Annotated in this window: 17 protein-coding genes and 2 tRNA genes; 7 read left to right on the top strand and 12 right to left on the bottom strand. The window is 65.8% G+C overall.

Annotated elements, in window-relative coordinates:
- Position 1: 1 nt before the first annotated feature.
- On the bottom strand, positions 2–1,816 hold the full coding sequence (argS, locus tag F9K20_RS10750) for an arginine--tRNA ligase (protein ID WP_291001102.1): 1,815 nt from the start codon (positions 1,814–1,816) through the stop codon (positions 2–4).
- Between the two features lie 46 nt (positions 1,817–1,862).
- Entirely contained in the window at positions 1,863–3,035 is a 1,173-nt protein-coding gene (locus F9K20_RS10745; RefSeq protein ID WP_291001196.1) for a deoxyguanosinetriphosphate triphosphohydrolase, read from the bottom strand.
- A 175-nt stretch (positions 3,036–3,210) separates the two neighbouring features.
- Here F9K20_RS10745 and erpA point away from each other — a divergent pair, with 175 nt between their 5' ends.
- Together erpA and xth are read left to right on the top strand one after the other, a co-directional pair.
- Positions 3,211–3,540, top strand: a complete 330-nt coding sequence (gene erpA / locus F9K20_RS10740) for an iron-sulfur cluster insertion protein ErpA (RefSeq protein ID WP_291001099.1) — start codon at positions 3,211–3,213, stop codon at positions 3,538–3,540.
- A gap of 60 nt (positions 3,541–3,600) precedes the next feature.
- Positions 3,601–4,383: an exodeoxyribonuclease III gene (xth, locus tag F9K20_RS10735; protein ID WP_291001096.1), complete on the top strand. Its 783-nt coding sequence runs from the start codon at positions 3,601–3,603 to the stop codon at positions 4,381–4,383.
- Positions 4,384–4,386: 3 nt separating this feature from the next.
- Here the strand turns inward: xth and F9K20_RS10730 are convergent, their stop codons facing one another.
- Positions 4,387–5,430: a tetratricopeptide repeat protein gene (locus tag F9K20_RS10730; protein ID WP_291001093.1), complete on the bottom strand. Its 1,044-nt coding sequence runs from the start codon at positions 5,428–5,430 to the stop codon at positions 4,387–4,389.
- A gap of 274 nt (positions 5,431–5,704) precedes the next feature.
- On the opposite strand from F9K20_RS10730, the gene F9K20_RS10725 reads away from it, so the two are divergent.
- On the top strand, positions 5,705–6,124 hold the full coding sequence (locus tag F9K20_RS10725) for a hypothetical protein (protein WP_291001091.1): 420 nt from the start codon (positions 5,705–5,707) through the stop codon (positions 6,122–6,124).
- Positions 6,125–6,201: 77 nt separating this feature from the next.
- Here the strand turns inward: F9K20_RS10725 and F9K20_RS10720 are convergent, their stop codons facing one another.
- From F9K20_RS10720 to F9K20_RS10690, 7 genes are all read right to left on the bottom strand, one after another.
- Positions 6,202–6,639 carry a hypothetical protein gene (locus F9K20_RS10720; RefSeq protein WP_291001088.1) on the bottom strand — a complete coding sequence of 146 codons (438 nt, stop codon included), beginning with the start codon at positions 6,637–6,639 and terminating at the stop codon, positions 6,202–6,204.
- A gap of 284 nt (positions 6,640–6,923) precedes the next feature.
- Positions 6,924–7,976, bottom strand: coding sequence for a tetratricopeptide repeat protein (locus F9K20_RS10715; RefSeq protein ID WP_291001086.1), 1,053 nt, complete (start codon positions 7,974–7,976; stop codon positions 6,924–6,926).
- Positions 7,963–9,687: a dihydroxy-acid dehydratase gene (ilvD, locus tag F9K20_RS10710; RefSeq protein WP_291001084.1), complete on the bottom strand. Its 1,725-nt coding sequence runs from the start codon at positions 9,685–9,687 to the stop codon at positions 7,963–7,965. Before ilvD ends, F9K20_RS10715 begins: the two co-directional genes overlap by 14 nt.
- Positions 9,688–9,968: 281 nt before the next feature.
- A complete protein-coding gene (locus F9K20_RS10705; RefSeq protein WP_291001081.1) occupies positions 9,969–12,737 on the bottom strand; it encodes a valine--tRNA ligase in 2,769 nt (922 codons plus the stop codon).
- Between the two features lie 132 nt (positions 12,738–12,869).
- Entirely contained in the window at positions 12,870–14,081 is a 1,212-nt protein-coding gene (locus F9K20_RS10700) for a DUF2497 domain-containing protein (protein ID WP_291001078.1), read from the bottom strand.
- A 254-nt stretch (positions 14,082–14,335) separates the two neighbouring features.
- On the bottom strand, positions 14,336–15,715 hold the full coding sequence (locus F9K20_RS10695; RefSeq protein ID WP_291001075.1) for a TolC family outer membrane protein: 1,380 nt from the start codon (positions 15,713–15,715) through the stop codon (positions 14,336–14,338).
- 396 nt (positions 15,716–16,111) lie between these two features.
- The gene (locus tag F9K20_RS10690) at positions 16,112–16,774 is read right to left on the bottom strand and encodes a protein-L-isoaspartate O-methyltransferase (protein WP_291001072.1); all 663 of its coding nucleotides are present in this window, start codon (positions 16,772–16,774) and stop codon (positions 16,112–16,114) included.
- Positions 16,775–16,951: 177 nt separating this feature from the next.
- Between F9K20_RS10690 and F9K20_RS10685 the strand changes: the two genes are divergently transcribed.
- The 3 genes from F9K20_RS10685 to F9K20_RS10675 all read left to right on the top strand — a co-directional run bounded on the left by F9K20_RS10685 (position 16,952) and on the right by F9K20_RS10675 (position 17,838).
- Positions 16,952–17,025, top strand: a tRNA-Cys gene (locus tag F9K20_RS10685).
- A gap of 136 nt (positions 17,026–17,161) precedes the next feature.
- Complete coding sequence (locus F9K20_RS10680; protein ID WP_291001069.1) at positions 17,162–17,533, top strand: hypothetical protein; 372 nt, start codon at positions 17,162–17,164, stop codon at positions 17,531–17,533.
- Between the two features lie 230 nt (positions 17,534–17,763).
- Positions 17,764–17,838: transfer RNA gene (locus tag F9K20_RS10675), tRNA-Asn, on the top strand.
- 36 nt (positions 17,839–17,874) lie between these two features.
- Here F9K20_RS10675 and F9K20_RS10670 read toward each other — a convergent pair.
- Positions 17,875–18,048: a hypothetical protein gene (locus F9K20_RS10670; protein ID WP_291001067.1), complete on the bottom strand. Its 174-nt coding sequence runs from the start codon at positions 18,046–18,048 to the stop codon at positions 17,875–17,877.
- A 9-nt stretch (positions 18,049–18,057) separates the two neighbouring features.
- On the opposite strand from F9K20_RS10670, the gene F9K20_RS10665 reads away from it, so the two are divergent.
- On the top strand, positions 18,058–18,270 hold the full coding sequence (locus F9K20_RS10665; RefSeq protein WP_291001064.1) for a hypothetical protein: 213 nt from the start codon (positions 18,058–18,060) through the stop codon (positions 18,268–18,270).
- Positions 18,271–18,298: 28 nt separating this feature from the next.
- On the opposite strand, the gene F9K20_RS10660 is transcribed toward F9K20_RS10665, so the two are convergent.
- Positions 18,299–18,760 carry a DUF1772 domain-containing protein gene (locus F9K20_RS10660; protein WP_367115831.1) on the bottom strand — a complete coding sequence of 154 codons (462 nt, stop codon included), beginning with the start codon at positions 18,758–18,760 and terminating at the stop codon, positions 18,299–18,301.
- Between the last annotated feature and the right edge of the window lie 58 nt (positions 18,761–18,818).

The following is an 18,818-nucleotide window of genomic DNA, read 5'->3' as shown; positions in this document are numbered from 1 at the left end:
TCTAGCGCATAGCATCCGGGGCCTCGACGCCAAGGACTGAAAGTCCCGAGGATATCACCTGTTGGACAGCGGCGATTAGTGCGAGCCGCGCCGCGGTCATAACCCCGTCTTCTGCCTGAATAAATCGCAAATGTGGCGAATCATTGCCTCGCGTCCACTGGGCGTGCAGCGCGGAGGCAAGGTCGTAGAGGTAGAAGGCGACCCGGTGCGGCTCCTCGGCTCGCGCGGCGCCGGCGATGAGGCGCGGAAAGTATGCCAGCTTCTTGACCAGCTCGATCTCACCTGTGTCCGTCAGCTTGGAGAGATCCGCCTCGCGCACGGCGCGGCCGCCGGGCTTGAGCTCGGGGAACACCGCCTGCGCGTTGCGGAACACCGAGGCGGCGCGCGCGTGCGCATACTGCACGTAGAAGACCGGGTTGTCCTTCGACTGCTCCACCACCTTGGCGAGGTCGAAGTCGAGCGGCTCCAGCTCTTTGCGGTACAGCATCATAAAGCGTACGGGGTCGCGCCCGACCTCGTCGACGACATCGCGCAGCGTCACGAAGGTGCCGGCGCGCTTCGACATCTTGTAGGGCTCGCCTCCCTTGAACAGCTTGACGAGGTTGACGACCTTGATGGCGAGATCGCTCGAGCCGCCAATCGTTTGCCAGGATTTGATCTTGCCCTTGGCGTCGCGCTCGACAATGCCGCCGGCAAAGGCGGCAACGACCGCCAGCATGCGCGGGATATAGCCGATGTGGTCGGCGCCGAAGACGTTGATCAAGTGCTTATAGCCGCGCAGCAGCTTGTCGTAGTGATAGGCGACGTCGCCGGCGAAGTAGGTGTAGCTGCCGTCCGACTTCATCAGCGCACGATCCGCCTCGTCGCCGAACTCGCTCGACTTGAACAGCGTCTGCTCGCGGTCCTCCCACTCCTCGTCGTCGTGCCCTTTCGGACGCGGCAGCCGTCCCTTGTAGATGAGGCCCTTGGCGCGCAGCGCATCGATGGCCGCCTTGACCTTGTCGGCGCCGTCGCCGGTCAGCGAGGCTTCGGAGAAGAATACGTCGTGCCTGATGTTGAGCGCGGCGAGATCGTCCTTGATCGTCGGCATGATGCGGTCGATCGCAAACCTGCGCACGATGGGGAGCCACCGTACCTCAGGCATGTCGATGAGCGAGCGCCCGTGCTCCTCGGCCAACGCCTCGCCGACGGGCTTCAGGTAGTCGCCGGGATAGAGCCCAGCCGGAATTTCGCCGATATCGTCGCCCAGCGCCTCGCGGTAGCGCAGGAACACCGAGCGGGCGAGCACGTCCACCTGGCCGCCGGCGTCGTTCACGTAGTATTCGCGGGTGACCTCATACCCCACGAAAGCCAACAGGTTGGCGAGCGCATCGCCGAATACGGCGCCCCGACAGTGCCCGACATGCATCGGCCCGGTCGGGTTGGCGGAGACATACTCGACATTGACCGTCTTGCCCTTGCCGGACGTCGAGCGCCCGTAGTCCTGGCCTTCTTGCAGGATGGTGCGCACCAGGCTCTGCCATACCGCCGGCTTGAGCGTCAGGTTGAGGAAGCCGGGGCCGGCAACCGTCACCGCCTCGATACCATCGGCCCCCGACAGCTTCGCCTGCAGCTTCTCGGCGATGTCGCGCGGCTTCATGCGCGCCGGCTTGGCGAGCACCATCGCGGCATTGGTGGCGAGGTCGCCATGGGTCGGATCGCGCGGGGTCTCGACCTCTATGCCGGCCGTCGGCAGATCGGCCGGCAGAGCGCCCTCGGCCTTCAAGGCTTCGAGCGCCGCCGCAACGCGGCTTTCGATGTCAACGAACACGTCCACGGCGGCGATCCTGGGAGCTGGAAGCGATGAGAAAAGTCGCGGCCCCCTAACGCAAATTGGGGGTGGCGTCAAACAGCCGGCGGTGCTCCGCGATGGCGTAGCGATCGGTCATACCGGCGACGAAGTCGGCGATGAGGCGGGCGCGGCGGTGCGCATCGAGGGGGCGGGAAGCGGCGTACCAGGCTTCCGCCATGGCGGCGGGCTCGGCCATGTAGCGCGCGAAGAGGTCGGCGACGATGCGCTCGGCGTCGCGCATCACACCCATGACGCGCTCATGCCGGTAGACGCGCTCGAACAGGAAGGCCTTGAGGCGCGCAATGTCGGTGGCCAGCGCGGGCGAAAAGGCAACCGTTGCCTGCGAGGCCGCGCGGATGTCGTCCGGCGATTGCGGACCGAGGGCGGCGAGGCGTGCGCGCGTTTCGGCAACGAGATCGGCGATCATCAGCGTAATCAGCCGGCGCGTCAGCTCATACACGGCACGCCCCTCATCAGGGCTGCCGCGGGCGCGGACGTGCGTCATCGCCGGACCGGATAGGGGCTGGCCTTCGAGATCGGCAAGAATGATGAGATGCGCGCGCAGCCCGTCGTCGATGTCGTGCGACACATAGGCGATGTCGTCGGCGAGGGTGGCGACCTGCGCTTCGGCCGCCGGCCAAGACGTGAGGTCTAGGCTACGCCACCGCTCGAGACGCCGCGCCACTTTCGCAACAGCGCTTCCATCCGCCACCGGGCCATTGTGCTTGGCGAGGCCCTCGAGCGTCTCCCATGTCAGGTTCAGGCCATCGAACTGCGCGTACTTGCGCTCCAGCGCGGTGACGACACGCAGGCTCTGCGCGTTGTGGTCGAAACCGCCGAAGCCCTGCATCGCCTTGTCGAGGGCGCGCTCGCCGGCATGCCCGAACGGCGGATGGCCGAGATCGTGCGCCAGCGCGAGCGCCTCGGCGAGATCCTCGTCGAGGCGCAGTTGGCGTGCGAGCGTGCGGGCGATCTGCGCCACCTCGAGCGAGTGCGTCAGGCGCGTGCGGTAGTGGTCACCTTCGTGAAAGACGAACACCTGCGTCTTGTAGGTGAGGCGCCGGAAGGCGGTCGAGTGCAGAACGCGGTCGCGGTCACGCTGGAACGGGCTGCGCGTCGTACATTCAGGCTCGCTGTGGAAGCGCCCGCGGCTCGGCACGGCGCCGGCCGAATAGGCTGCCGGCGCCCGCTCGCCCGGTGCCAAGGCCGCCCCGTAGTCGGCGGCTAGGCTCTTGTTGCCTGCTGGTTTCAAAGCTGTGCTGGATCCTACAGGCCCTGACGGGCTTTGACTTGGCAACCATCGCGCCTATCTTGGATAAGGAACAGATTCCTGCCGGCTGCAAGTCCGGGCAGGAGTCGGAGCCGCCTCCGAGGCCAATATGAGCGAACCCATTACCGTCACCGAGCGCGCCGCCAAGCGCATCGCGGAGATCGTGGCCGGCGAGAGCGCAGCGCGGGCGCTGCGTATCAGCGTTGAAGGCGGTGGCTGCTCGGGCTTCCAATACAAGTTCGATCTCGTGCCGGATGCGGCCGACGACGACGTGGTGCTCGAGCGCGCCGGCGCCAAGGTGGTTATCGATCAGGTTTCGCTGGGCTTTCTCGCCGGCTCGGAGATTGATTTCGTCGACGATCTCATCGGCGCGTCCTTCCGGGTGAACAACCCCAAGGCCACCGCCTCGTGCGGCTGCGGCACCAGCTTCTCTATTTAAGCCGCCGCGATTCCTAGCCATGCTGGCCAGGACTACGATTCTCGACTACGCCTTCCCGGCATGAAGGTAACGACCTGGAACATCAATGGCGTCAAGGCGCGCCTCGACTCGGCGCTCGCCTACCTGCGGCAGGCCTCCCCCGACGTCGTCTGCCTGCAGGAGATCAAATGCCAGACGGAAGCTTTTCCTTCCGAAGTCTTCGATGAGCTCGGCTATCACTGCGCCGTGCACGGGCAAAAGGGCTTCAACGGCGTCGCCATTCTGTCGAAGCAGCCGCTCGAGGAAGCGAAGACTGGCCTGCCGGGCAATGATGCCGACGACCAGTCGCGTTTCATCGAGGCGGTGATCTCGGTGCCGTCGGGCGTCGTGAAGGTCGCCTCGATCTACGCGCCGAACGGCAATCCCATCACCACCGAGAAGTTTCCCTACAAGCTCGCCTGGCTGGGCCGGCTGCGCGAGCACTTCCGGCGGCTCCTGGCCGAGGAGATCCCGTTCGTCATGGCCGGCGACTACAACGTCATACCCGAGCCGGTCGATGCCAAGCGCCCTGCGGCGTGGACTTCCGACGCTCTGTTCCAGCCGGAAACGCGCGCCGCCTATCGCTGCATCCTCAACGACGGGCTCACCGACGCAGTTCGCCTATGCCATCCGGGACCTGGCGTCTACACGTTCTGGGACTATCAGGCGGGCGCCTTCCAGAAGGACGACGGCATCCGCATCGATCACCTGCTGCTGTCGCCGCAAGCGACCGATCGGCTCGTCGCCGCCGGCGTCGACCGCTTCACGCGCGCGTGGGAGAAGCCGTCCGATCACGTGCCTGCGTGGGTCGAGCTCGATCTCTGACAGCTACTCGCTGCACTTTGCGCTGACGACGCTGCCGGTCGCCGGCAAGAATACCTTGCAGTCGAGCGGACGTCGCTGTTCCGCCTTGGGTTCGGCCCTAACCGCGGCGAGGTTGTCGCGCTTTTCCTTGCCTGGCTTGCCGTCGTTGCCCAGCTTGCCGAGTACCGCCAGCCGCTCGTTGGCGACGCGCCGCGTGGTGCGCCCGTCAAAGGAATCGGTGGCTGCTGCGAGGGCCCTATCGAAGCGCTTGCGGGCCGCGGTTTTGTCGCCGCGCTCCTCGAGGATGCGCCCTTTCAGCATGTGCGCGGCGGCGAAGTCGGCATGCAGTTTCAGCGCCCGATCGGCGTCCTCCTCGGCCGCATCGATGCGACCTTCCGCAAAGGCGACGGCGGCGCGCGCATAGTGCGCCGCGGCATCATCGCGACCCTCCGCCAGCACGCGGTTGATCTCGGCCCGCGCCGATTCATACGACCCCTGGTCAGCAAGGATCAGCGCCCGCATCAGCGGTATAAAGGCGGCATCCCGATTCAGATCGATGGCGGCGTCTAAATCGCGCAGCGCAGCCTCTCGGTCGCCGTTGGCGCGAAGGACCACAGCGCGGCTATAGAGGAACTGCCATTGCTTGCCGTCGCGCTTCACCGCCTCGTCGAGGTCGGCCAGGGCCATGTCCTTCTCGCCCCGGTCATCATGAACCATGCCGCGCGCTTCGTAGGCGCGCAGGAAGTCCGGCTTCAGCTCCAGGACCTTGGTGAAATCACTGATCGCCTTGGCGAAGTCGCCCGCCCGCTGATACGCGGTGCCACGATTGAAATGGCCGATGTACATCTGCTCGCGCGGCAGGCGACCACTATTCATAACGCGCGTGCACGCCGCAGCGGCGCTCCGGTCCCTTGCTGCGGTGCAGCTCGCCAGATCCTGGCTCATGCCCGCCGACGCCGACGTCGCCAGCAAGGCGACGAGGAGGAAACCTCCCGTCAACACTCCACCAATCAAAACAAAACAGGCGCGCAGCATTTTCGCCTCCCCTGGAGCGAGATCGTTAGCCATCCGCAAGGATCGCCGCCCAGCCGAGCGGCGCATGGCAGATCGTTACTCGCGCCTTGCGCGGCGCACTGTTCCGCAAGGAACAGCGGGCCTTTCGCAGGTTAAGAAGGATACCCATATAGCGACGGGGCAAGGCAGCTGCGCACCGTGATCGTTCAGCGACTTGTTACGTTTCTGCGTCACTGTCTGTACCCGGCACACACCGCTTCTCCTCTCGAGATTCAATTTCGTGTAGTCTGTCCACATTGGACACAGGCTCATTGCGCAAGGTCCAGTCATGAACATGCAGATCCTCAATCGCTTGGCGCGCCGCGCAGGCATGCTGTCGCTCGCTGCCATCCCCGTCGTCGGCATCATCGGTCCGAGCGCAGCCGAGCCGGGCGGGCTGGCTGGGTCGTGGAGCGGCGGCGGGTGGGTTTCGTTCGCCAGCGGCTCGAAGGAGAAGGCGCGCTGCCATGCCCGCTATTCCGGCGGCGGCGGCAGCTACACGGTGACCGCGACCTGCGCCACGGCGTCGGGCAAGGCCTCGCAGACCGCCAAGGTCTACAAGGCGGGAGGCAACTCCTATAAGGGCAGCTTCTTCAATAGCGAGTACAACGTGCGCGGATCCATCCGCGTAACCGTGCACGGCAAGAGCCAGAGCGTGAGCCTGTCGGGCGACGGCACCGCCGCGCAGCTCAGCCTCTCGCGCCGCTGATCGCCTCAGCGTAACGACTAGAAAAGCCGGAGCGCGAGCCGCGCTCCCGCTTTCGTTTGTTCAGAAGCCTGTTCGGCTTATACGTCGTGTTTGGCGTTCGCCGGCTGCTGCAGCGAGCCGAGCACCGAGCCGCTCCAGCGTTCCACCTTCTCAGGCAAGAACAGATAGCTGTGTAGCTTGAAGACGAGCCCGTCGCGCATGACGGTGTGCTCGCCGGTGTAGATCGCGGTGGCCGGCAGGTAGTAAGCGCACGAGAACTTGGCGATGGCCTTGTTGACCGCGTTGGCCGCCATTTCCTCGTTCTCGCCCTGCGCCTGATACATGAGGAAATTGATGGAGTCGGTTTTCTCATTGCAGAAGAAGCCGCGAACGCGCTCGGGCGACGGCGCCGTCTCGGCGTTCAAGCCTGGCGCTGCGAACAGCGCCACCGCGCCGGCGAGGCACAGCGCCATGGCTGCAATCTGGTGCGGAGCTTCCCGCCGTAGGCGGCGAACGAATGCAACGAGGCCGGTCATGTACACCTCCAAAGTCTAAGCGAGCACACGCGCTGTGCGCTTCACTCCGCCTTGGACGTGACCCCCGCCGCCCCCTTCATCTTGCTCTTGCGGACGAGGATATGAGCGATTCCGACAGTGCTCAAGCAACAGTCATGGGCAGCGGTTGCTCAGCAAAGCGCCGTTGCAGCCGCGTGCCCCGCCTTGGCGGACAGCGTCCACTCTAACCGTTGTTTGCCAGGTGTGCAGACCTTTCTTGCCATCGGATGGCAAGAAAGTTCGGGAAAGCGCTGCCCGGGATTCGATCAGCGCGTGGGAGCAGGCGCGCTGGCGCTTGCCCCAACGTCACGCAAGCCACTCGCCGCCGACCCCTTGATGAAGGTGCCGCCCGCGTCGGGCTGCTTGGGAAGCGCGGCTGGAAGCGGTGCTGCACCGGCGGCGGCCGGCACGTCGTCAGCGGCGACCGTGCCCATGTCGAAGATGACGGGCTCGCCATTGCCGCAGGTGCGCGTCGCCTGCACGTTGAGCGGTCCCAAACCCGTGTCGTCGCGCGTGTCCGGCTTGCGGCCGTAGCGTGTGCGCCAGTCGGCAACGATACCGGTCGCCTGCTTGCGGATGCCCTGCGCGGCGCCGCAGTAGATGTTCTGATAGATGTCCTCGATCCACACGCGCTCATACGGCGGCGAATTGGTGACGGCGACCGAGATCAGCGCCAGCGCCCGCACTGGATCGGCCGGCATGTATTTGCCCCGCCACAGAAGGTCGGCGAGGAACGCCTGTGCGCCGGGGTGCCCCTTCTGGCTCAGCACCGACAGCCAGTGCTTGGCGTAGGGAACGTCGCTGGCGATGCCGTCACCGTGCAGATAGAGCTTGGCCAGCTCGAACTGCGCATCCTCGTCGCGGAAGAACTGCGCCGCCTCACGCAGATACTCCATGGCGATCTTGGGGTTGGGCTTGAGGTTCACCTCCGGTAGCCCGTTGACGAGATAGCCGGCGATGCGCGTCATCGCCTTGGCGACGTACGGCGCCCGCTGGTCATCGTCGGGATCGACGTCGGTGTGCTCCTCGGCGATCTTCAGATAGAGCTCGTAAGCCTTGGCGTGATCGGTGCGCGAGCCGTTGTTGTCGGAGTAGATGCGAGCCAGGTAGTAGGGCGCCAGGAAGAGGTGCGCGTCGGCTGCGTACTCGAGCGCCGGAATGGCGATCTCGTAGTAGCCGCCGTTGAAGGCACCGATGCCCTGATCGAGCGCGTCCTGAGCCGATCGGTACTTAGCGGCAGTTGCCGAAGCGCCGATTGCGCCGAGACATATTACGAGCCCGGCTACTAGTACGCATACCGTCCGATCAAATATCCGCATAGCAGACCACTTCCGCTTTGCCGCCAGCATGAGTAACCGCACCCTTGAATGCCGGCCCGACCTGATCGGCGTACTTGCGCAGTGCGCCGCTCTGGTAGGGATTGGCCGGTGCCTTCCAAGTCTTTCTGCGCGCCGCCAGCTCAGCTTCGTCGAGCTCGACGTCGAGCGTCCCTTTCACTGCATCGATGGAGATGATGTCGCCGTCCTCGAGGAGACCGATGGGACCGCCAACGGCCGCCTCCGGTCCGACATGGCCGATGCAGAACCCGCGCGTGCCGCCGGAGAAACGGCCGTCAGTAATCAGCGCGACCTTCTCGCCCGCGCCCTGGCCATAAAGCGCCGCCGTCGTCGACAGCATCTCGCGCATGCCGGGGCCGCCCTTGGGGCCCTCGTAGCGAATGACGATGACGTCGCCTTCGTTGTACTGGCCGGCCTCGACCGCGGCGAACGCGTCCTCCTCGCAGTTGAACACGCGCGCAGGGCCGCGGAATTGCAGCTTCTTGAGGCCCGCCACCTTCACGATGGCGCCGTCAGGGGCAAGCGAGCCTCTCAGCCCCACAACGCCGCCCGTCGGCGTGATCGGATTGGAGACCGGGTAGACGACCTTCTGATCGGTGTTGAACTTCACCTTCTCGAGGTTCTGCTTCATCGTGCGACCCGTGGCCGTGAGGCAGTCGCCGTGCAGAAGGCCGCCGTCGAGCAGCGCCTTCAGGATCTGCGGCACGCCGCCGATGTCGAACACGTCCTTGGCCACGTACTTTCCGCCGGGCTTCAGGTCGGCGATGTAGGGCGTGCGTTTGAAGATGGCGGCGACGTCGAACAAATCGAAGTCGATGCCGGCTTCGTGCGCCATGGCGGGGAGATGCAGCGCGGCATTCGTCGACCCGCCGGTGGCGGCGACGATGACGGCAGCGTTCTCGAAGGCTTCGCGCGTAGCGATGTCGCGCGGACGAATACCGCGCGCGAGCAGGTTCATGACGGCCTTGCCGCTGTCGATGGCATACGCGTCGCGGCTTTCGTACGGCGCCGGCGCGCCGGCAGAGCCCGGCAGCGCGAGGCCGATCGCCTCAGATACGCAGGCCATGGTGTTGGCGGTGAACTGGCCGCCGCACGAGCCGGCGGATGGACAGGCGACGCACTCGAGCTCGTGCAGATCCTCGTCCGACATGCGCCCTGCCGAGTGCATGCCGACGCCCTCGAACACGTCCACCACGGTCACGTCGTGGCCCTTGAACCTGCCGGGCAGGATCGAGCCGCCGTACATGAATACGGACGGCACGTTGAGGCGCAGCATGGCCATCATGATGCCGGGCAGCGACTTGTCGCAGCCGGCGATGCCGACCAGCGCGTCGTAGCAGTGCCCGCGCATCGTGAGCTCGATCGAATCGGCGATCACCTCGCGCGAGACGAGCGAGGACTTCATGCCCTGGTGGCCCATGGCGATGCCGTCGGTCACCGTGATGGTGCAAAATTCACGCGGTGTGCCGCCGGATTCGTCGACGCCCTGCTTGGCGGCCTGCGCTTGTCGCATTAGTGCGATGTTGCAGGGCGCGGCCTCGTTCCAGCACGACACCACGCCGACGAACGGGCGGTGTATGTGCTCCTCTTCGAGGCCCATGGCGTAGTAGTACGACCGATGCGGCGCGCGCGACGGCCCCTCCGTCACGTGACGACTCGGCAGCTTTGATTTGTCGAACGTTTTCGCGTCCATACTTGTTTTTTGTCCGTGCACCCAGATAAGCGACAGTATCGACAACCTCAGCGAGGCGTCGCGCCAAATTCGAACGAAGGTTGCCCAGGCCTCTGTGTTTGAAAAGCTCGCGTGGTGGACGTTCAGCCGCCGCCTTCCACGCGCTTCCCTCGCTCTCCCTTAGCCTGAGGCTGGCGCCGTATTGTGGCTCAACGGAGGCAGTGGTCGCCCAAATCGTGGCCTGTTCGCCACATGTACCCGCGGAGTGTTAACCGCGTTCGGCAATAGTCGACGGGATCTGCTCAGCCGACCGCTTCGAGGCGGCGGATGGCCGCCTTCAGGCGGCGGATGGTGCCTTCCAGCTCCGCCTTCCGCTCGCGCGCTTCCTCCACCGCCTCCTCCTTGGCCTTGGCCACGAATTGCGGGTTGGAAAGCTTGGCGTCCATCTTGCCGAGGTCGCTTTCCGCCTTCTCGATCTCGCGGCCGAGGCGCTTGGTTTCCGCCGCAGTATCGATGACGCCGCCAAGCGGCAGGGCAGCCGTGGAATCGTCGATGACAATCACCGCCGCGCCTTTTGGCGTCGCCTTGGGGAAGGTGATGCTGTCGAGGCGGGCGAGACGGCTGATCGTCTCCTCGTGGCGCCTGGCGCGCTCGCGCAGCGCGGGAGAAGCGTTGGGCAGCGCCAGCGGCAGCTTGGCGGCGACCGGCACGTTCATCTCCGTGCGCACCGAACGGATCTCCGAGATCAGCCGCACGACCCAGCCGATCTCCTCGTCGACCTCGGCATCGATGAGGCCGGAGAACGTCGGCCATTGGCTGAGCGCCAGGAGATTTTCGCGCTTCTCGCCGTGCTCGACCGCGTGCGCCCACAGCTCCTCGGTGATGTAGGGCATGAACGGGTGCAATAGCTTCAGGATCTGATCCAGCGTCCAGGCGACGGTGGCGCGCGTCTCGATCATGGCGGCTTCGTCGTCGCCGGCGAGGATGGGCTTGATCAGCTCCAGGTACCAGTCGCAGACTACACCCCACACGAACTCGTAGACGGCGCCCGCCGCCTCGTTGAACTTGTAGGCCTCGAGGCCATCGGTGACGGCGCGCACGGCGCGCTCGGTCTCCCCGGCAATCCAGCGGTTGACCGGCTCTTTCACCGTCGACGGATCAAAGCCGCGCCGGCGGACGCACTCGTTCATTTCGGCAAAGCGCGCCGCGTTCCACAGCTTGGTCGCGAAGTTGCGATAGCCCTCGACGCGTTGCGTCGACAGCTTGATGTCGCGCCCCTGCGCGGCCATGGCGGCGAGCGTGAAGCGCAAGGCGTCGGCGCCGTAAGTGTCGATGACGCCGAGCGGGTCCATGACGTTGCCCTTCGACTTCGACATCTTCTGCCCCTTCTCGTCGCGCACCAGGGCATGAATGTAGATGTCGCGGAACGGCACCTCCTGCATGAAGTGCATGCCCATCATCATCATGCGGGCGACCCAGAAAAAGATGATGTCGAAGCCGGTGACGAGCACGCTGGTCGGATAGTAGCGGGAAAGCTCCGGCGTCTTGTCCGGCCAGCCGAGCGTCGAGAACGGCCACAAGGCCGACGAGAACCACGTATCGAGCACGTCCTCGTCGCGCCACAGCGTCGTTTCCTTGCCGTAGTGCTTGGTCGCGTGCGTTTGCGCCTTTGCCTCGTCCTCGGCGACGAACACGCGGCCGTCGGGGCCGTACCAGGCGGGAATCTGGTGCCCCCACCACAGCTGGCGCGAGATGCACCACGGCTGGATGTTGCGCATCCACTCGAAGTAGGTCTTCTCCCAGTTCTTCGGCACAAACACCGTCTTGCCGGTCTCGACCATGGCGATGGCGGGCTTGGCCAGCTCGGCGGCGTTGACGTACCACTGGTCGGTCAGCCACGGCTCGATGACGACACTCGAACGGTCGCCATGCGGGACGGTGTGCGTCGTCGGCTCGATCTTTTCCAACAGTCCGAGCGCATTGAGATCGGCGACGATGCGCTTTCTCGCCACAAAGCGGTCGAGCCCGCGGTAGGCAGCGGGGGCGTTGTCATTGAGCTGCGCCTGATCGTCGAGCACGTTGACCTGCTCGAGCCCGTGCCGCTTGCCGACCTCGAAGTCATTGAAGTCGTGCGCCGGCGTGATCTTCACCGCGCCGGTGCCCTTCTCGGGATCGGAATATTCGTCGGCGATGATCGGGATCTCGCGCCCGACCAGCGGCAGCTTCACTTTGGCGCCCGCCTTGATCAGCGGCGCATAGCGCGCATCGTCGGGATGCACGGCAACGCCGGTGTCGCCGAGCATCGTCTCGGGGCGCGTGGTGGCGACGACGATATAGTCCTTGTCGTAGCCCGGCACCTTGGCGGCGAGCGGGTAGCGGAAGTGATACATATGGCCAGACGGACTGTGCTTCAGCGCCTTTGCCAGCGCCTCGGCATCGAACGGCTTTTCAGGATCGCCCGCAGCCCAGTTGAAGGTGCCGCGCGCCTCGACCTGCACGACCTCGAGGTCGGAGATCGCCGTCTGAAACTTCGGGTCCCAGTTGACGAGGCGCTTGTCCTTGTAGATCAGCCCCGCCTCGTAGAGCGCCACGAACACCTTGACGACGGCCTTCGAGAGGCCCTCGTCCATGGTGAAGCGCTCGCGGCTCCAGTCGCAGGAGGCGCCGAGGCGCTTTAGCTGGTTGAGGATGGTCGAGCCGCTCTCTTCCTTCCAGGCCCACACCTTCTCGATGAACTTCTCGCGGCCGATGGCGCGCCGGTCCGGCTCCTGCCGCTCCATCATCTGCCGCTCGACGACCATCTGCGTGGCGATGCCGGCGTGATCGGTCCCCGGCTGCCAGAGCACGTCCTTGCCGCGCAGGCGCTCGAAGCGGCAGAGCACGTCCTGCAGCGTGTTGTTGAGCGCGTGCCCCATATGCAGCGAGCCGGTCACGTTCGGCGGCGGGATGACGATGCAATAGGGTTGCGCGTTGCGGCGCTCCGGGCGCCCGGCCTTGAAGGCGTCGACGCGCTCCCATTCCGCGCGGATGCGCGGCTCGATCTCGGCGGGCTGATAGATTTTGTCGAGCATGAGAGCGGAAATCTCTAGGGGGCAGGCGGGACCAGCGGTCCTACGCTCTCCGTTCCCGCACTGTCAACGGTGGGGCCTGCGCGCCGGCAGACGGCGGCGCGGCTGGCAAGCTAACGCACGGTCGTGCCGCCGTCAGGCCTTACCGGGCCCCTTGTCGCCACCCTGCGTCTGCTCGGTCAACTCGCTGCGCAGCGCCTCCTCGACGATGCGCGGCATGTTGTCGGCGAGCCACTGACGCAACATGGGACGCAGCAATTCGGCGGCGGCGCGATCGAGCTTCGGCGGCGCACCGGTTCCGCTTGCGGCTTCCACCTTCTCCGCCGCCGCGGCGGCCACCAGCTCGCTGTGCTTCTTGCCGGAGATGCCGCTGATGAACGAGGCGCCGGAGGTGAAGACCGACAGCGCGCTCGGCTGCTGCTGCACCATGTCGACGACGGCATCGAGCAGCGCCTCGGCCTGCGCGGAAGCGTCCATCTTGGATGGCGCTGCCGCGGACGTCGGCGATGAGTCGGCCGCCGGCTCCAACGTACCGGTCGGCTTATCCGCCGGCTTCTCGGCAGCCGCCGGCTCGGCCTCGCCGGCGGGCTTTGTAGTCTCGCGCGCCGTGCGCGGGAAGGGCGCGACGGTGCTGCCGGATGCGTTCGACGCGGCGCCGGCCGCGCCCGATGAAGTGCGCGAGGGAATGCTGATGACGCGGGAATCCTCGCCCGACTGCGGCTCCGCCTTCGTCTCGAGCTTCTCGCCCGCAGCCTTCACGTCGCCGCTCGCCGGTGCCCCTTTCGCCCCCGGCGCATCGCGCTGCGGAACGACGGTGCCGAAATCGAAGGACAACAAATCTTGCTTGTCGTCGCTCGTCGGCACCACCGGCTCGTTGCGCCAATCGGGGAAGCTCGGCAGGCGCGGGCCGCTCGTGTCACGTGAGGGCGCGGCGGCTTCAGGCAGCGCGCGCACATTGTCGGGTCGCGCCGGCGTCGGCGCGGATCGCGACTGGCTGGCCTCTGCGATGGGATCGACGAGGCCGGCGCGCGGGCCCTTCTCGAGCACGCTCGCGATCTCCTGCTGCAGCGACCGGCGCTGATCGGAAAGCGCGGTCGCGACCTTCAGGGCATCGGCGAGACTGTTGAAGTTCGACGGCGCCCCGCTGGGGCGACCTTGACCTGCGCCGGCAGGGGCCGTGCGGCCGCTGAATTCCGACACCGACGATCTCGCTGGCTCGCCAAAGGGCGTCCGACCCATCTGGTCCGGCATCGGGCTTGGGCCCGGCCGGTCGTCGGAGATCATCTTGCGAATGGAAGCGAGTATTTCCTCCATGCTGGGCTCGGAGGCCAACTGCGGCTTACTCATGCGGCGCAATCCTCTACACGACGCGCATCGGCCACCGCCCGCTCGCGGGCCTCAAGCGCTTCCCCGGTCGTACAACGGCAGTGCCCGCCCTATCAATAAGCCTACGCAACTATGGGCGCCGGAACTCCACCCGCACACCCTCGGGTACACGCCCGCGCTCGGCCGGCAAGCCGCTACGTTAACGGAGCAATGGCTAGCTGCCATCCTTGGCAGCTCTGTGGCGCGACGCTGCGCCACGCCACTTTCCCAGGAGCTTATTTCGGTGGGACGGGATCCCAGCCCTGGTCAACCGCCTGTGGCTGCGCCTCGAACGTCTCGGTACGGCCGTCGCCATAGGTTATGCTGAGACCGATCCACTTGCGGCGCACTTCCTTGTAATGGACGTTCGGGTCGTAGACGTAGGCGGCGGCACCGATCCACGCCGCATCGAGTCGGCCCATGGCCGAGATCACCGCGTAGGAGGCGACGACGAGATTGCGCCGCGTCGTCTCCAGGTTGACCTGCGAGTTGAGGTACTCGAGCTCGGCATTGAGCACGTCGAGCAGGGTGCGCTGGCCGACCTTCTCCTCCTCACGCACGCCTTGCAGCGCCACCTTGTTCGATTCCACCGCCACGCGGTCGGATTCGAGCTGCGCGCGCGCGGCTTCGAGCTGCGACCAAGCGGCGACGAGGCTCTGCGTCTGCTCGGTGCGCACCTGCTCGATCTGTTGCAGAATTCCGATGTGGTTCTGCTTGGCCTGACGCACGCGCGCATAGACGTCGCCGGCCTCGTAGATCGGGATCGTCGCGCGACCGACAATCGAGCCCGTCTCGGCCTCCGTCGTCAGCTTCGAGGTATCGAACCTATCGTTGTAGGTCGCCTCCAACTGGATCGTCGGCAGCAGCTCGCCGCGGATACGCTCGACGGTGTACTTGGCCGCCTGCTCGCGGAACAGTGCCGCAACAACCAGCGGATCCTCATTGTTGCTGATGCCAATCGCCTCCTGCAGCTGCTGCGGCAGAAAGTTGTCCGGCGTGCCGGGCCAGGAAAGATTGCTCGGCGGATGGCCGATGACGAGCTGATAGCTGCCGCGGCTGGTGCGCAGGTTGGCGCGTGCAGCATCGAGACGCGACACCGCGTCGGCGCGGCGCGCTTCCGCCTGTGCCACGTCGGTGCGCGTCACCTCGCCGACGGCGAAGCGGTCCTGCGCCGCCTTCAGCTCGCGCGACAAGACGTTGACGTTGTTCTCGTTGAGGCGGACGAGCTCCTGGTCGCGGACAACGTCCATGTAGGCGGTGACCGCCTGCAGCAGCACGCTGCGCTCCACGTCGCGCAGCACCTCGCGCTCGGCGCGGACGTTCGCCTCCGCCTCGTTCACGGCATTGTAGGTGCGAAAGCCACGAAACAGCGGCTGTACGGCCTGCACGCCGTAGCCGCGCGGCTTGGTCACGCCGTCGAGGATCGAGGACGGACGCACGTCGCTGCGCTCGATGCCGATGTCGGCGTTGCCGGTGACGGTCGGCCGGTAGCCCGACATGGCACGCGCCACGTCTTCGTCGGTGGCACGCTGGAAGGCACGCTGCGCGTCAAGGCGCGGGTTATAACCGTAGGCGGCCGAGAGAGCATCCTGCAGCGTTTCCGCAGCGACGGGCATAGCTCCCGCCAAGGCAAGGCACAGCGCCAGCAACCCGCACGCAGGCCATGCGCCAGGCGAACGGTTCGATCGACGTGCCGACGACAGACCCAAGTGGTCATTCCATTGTTGTTGAATTTTATTCTTACCGGCCGTCCGCATTACATCCCCTCAGCCACACACGCACGCGGGCCTTCCCCGATTTCCCCTTTTCGGAATCGCGGGTCCGGTGAGTCTGGGGGCTGGTCGCCGATTTGTGTAGTGCTTGGGGAGCGTTGGTGGAAAAGGCCTGGGATGGCGTGGCGCCAATCCCACACCGGCTCGCGGCACGCCGCCGCAGCGTACGCGCGCAAGCCTACGAAATCGCGCTTGAATTGCTGCCTGAGAACGCGGCCGACCGCTCTATCTCATCGCAGCTTACAACACGAATACAGGTATTTGCATGAAGCCGGGCAGTTGCGGCGCCGTCGCGTCGAACGCAGCCCATGCATCCACTGAGCGTCCGAGTCGCCGCCAGAGCGTCGCCTTGCCCAAGCCGTCCTCCATCACGATGGCGACGAGCCTGCCGCCGTCCTTCAACTGATCGAACAGCGCCTCGGGCGGGGCGGAAATCGCGCCTTGCAGCACGATGGCATCGAAGGGCGCTTTGCTGGCACACCCAGCGGCCAATTCACCCGTCACCACCCTGACATTGCCGAGGTCGGCGAGGTTGCGGCGCGCGTCCGCGGCGAGCTTGTCGTTGCATTCGAGCGCGACCACGTTGCGCGCCATAGTAGCGAGAATCGCGGCCGAATAGCCCGTGCTGGTGCCGACGTCCAATACGCAATCGTCGGCACCGATGTCGGCAAGCTGCAGGAGCTTTGCCTCTACGCGCGGGGCAAGCAGCCAACGGCGGCCCGGCCCCGGCGGCGTGACGGGTACGGCCTCGTCCATATAGGCGAGCGCGGTCATCGGCCCCGGCACGAACCGCTCGCGCGGGACCTCGCGCATGGCCCGCAGGATGCGCCGATCGGTCACGTCGCTAGTCATGACCTGGCTCTCGACCATATTCAGGCGCTGCGTGGCGGCGTCGACCATCATTCCCTCCCCATTCGACGTATCCGGTGAAGTCTAGCCGAGCGCGCGGCGGAGCGCGACGGGGCGCGCGGTCTCGGGGGGCCCGATCTGGCTTTGCGGCCCCATACGCATACTTTGCAGGCTCCCATCGGTATGATACACGGCGCATTCCCTTCAGGCTTCGGCGTCGCCGGGCGGAATGGCCACGTGGCGGAGTGGTGACGCAGCGGACTGCAAATCCGCGCACCCCGGTTCGATTCCGGGCGTGGCCTCCATAGATCCCAAACGGATATAAGCAATCCAGGCAGCGCCCTAGCGGTCGTGCGAACAATGCCGCGGCAGGCGCGAAAGCTCTGTTAGGGCTTTGGCGTCCTAGCTCCGCCCATGGCGGACGCTACGAAAAGCGGCCCTTTGGCTCCGGCCGACGGCACGACTTGGCCGCGCCGCGGACGCGGGCGTCGTCGCCGGCGGCGCAGCCGGCTCAGCGCGCGCGAACGCCTCCTCATCGGCGTGGCTCTCGCCTGCCTCGGGTTCGTCGCCGTTGCCGCCTGGGACCGCTTCACCGAGCCCACCCGGGAGAGCCGCGACGGCCCCGTCGCGCTGTGCTCCGTGCTTGAGCGGCGGACATGCCTCATCGACGGCCATACGGGACGCGACAATGGCCGTAAGTGGCGCGATGTCAGCCGCATCCTGCTGCAGGAAGGCTTGGCACAGAAGTGGCCCAATCGGGGCAACATCTGGTGCGATCGATACACCGGTACGCCACTGCGTCCGAGCGGATGAAGGGCCCTGTTCCGAGCAGCGTCAAATCGCGGCGCCATGGACGGGACGCAGTAGGGCTTGGTCTCGCAGGGCTCAAAGCACGCCATCGCGCCGCGGCGAACCCCTTGATTAAAATGTGCGATTGTGAGACTGCAGGGGCCGCCCTCAAGGGGATGCCTCCCCCGACGCAAGGCGCTGGCCCGCTCCGGCGCTTTCTGCTAAGAGGCGCGACGCCTCAAAGGCTAGGCTATTCCGCGGTAGCTCAGTGGTAGAGCCACCGGCTGTTAACCGGTTGGTCGTAGGTTCGAATCCTACCCGCGGAGCCATCCTTCGTTGTTGTCGCGCAGGTCCCGCCCCCTCGATCAGCGCGAAGCAGCGCCGCCACCGTCGGCATTCGAATCTGCCTCGAGGTTGCGAACCAACGCGCGCGAGCCTGCCTCGACGAGCGGTGCCACCAGCTGCATCCGCTCGTTCGGAAGAAAGTCGCTGATCCACACGAACCGGCAGCACCCGGCGTCTTCGGGAATGATCTGCATCGATGCCGAATGGTGTTCGAACACGCCGTCGATGACCGTATAGGCACGCGCCGCATCTCCTCGTCGATGTCGACGATGCGCTCGCGCACGATCATGCCATTGGCGAAGGTGACGGTACGGACGTCCCCGTCGATGCTGCCGTCAACCAGCACGCCGGCGAAGACCCGATGGGGCCTGCCGACATCGCGTAGCATGGCCCAGGCGTGCTCGGCCGAAACCTGAACGATTTCCTCCCGACGTATCGATGCCATCAGACCGCCTCCGATGCGAAGGCGGCGACAAAGAGCGCACAGGCTGCCGTGGAGGCAATTGTGCGCACGTGGTTCCAGAGAGTCCAGTGTTTCAGGTAGCGCGCCCATGCTTGCGCACCTTCGGCGCTTGCCGGGGGCACCGCGGCGAGCGTGTTGTTGAGCGGCACGTTGAAGATCATCGTCACCAGGAACATGCCGACGAAATAGATGCCGCCTCCGCTCAACATCGCCGCCGCACCAGGCTCGCCCCAGCGAAGGAGAGCAATGACGGACAGCACGAGGCTGGCCAGGATCGTTCCCAGGAAGAGCGGCATGAACAGTGACCTCAGGATGGCGGCATTGATTGCGTTCATGGCCGCAATGCCGGACGTCCGGTCGATACGGCCGAGCGCCGTTATGATGAAGGTCGAGAAAGCGAAGTAGAGGCCCGCGATCAGTCCGCAGCCGAGGCCGAGAACCAAGGAAGTCCAGTGACGATAGATTGGATCAAAGCCAGGCCCTCCATGCCCCGCGGCCCGC

This window comes from Hyphomicrobium sp., from assembly GCF_009026145.1.
Classification (GTDB): domain Bacteria; phylum Pseudomonadota; class Alphaproteobacteria; order Rhizobiales; family Hyphomicrobiaceae; genus Hyphomicrobium_A.
This window is presented reverse-complemented; position numbering and strand designations above follow the sequence as displayed.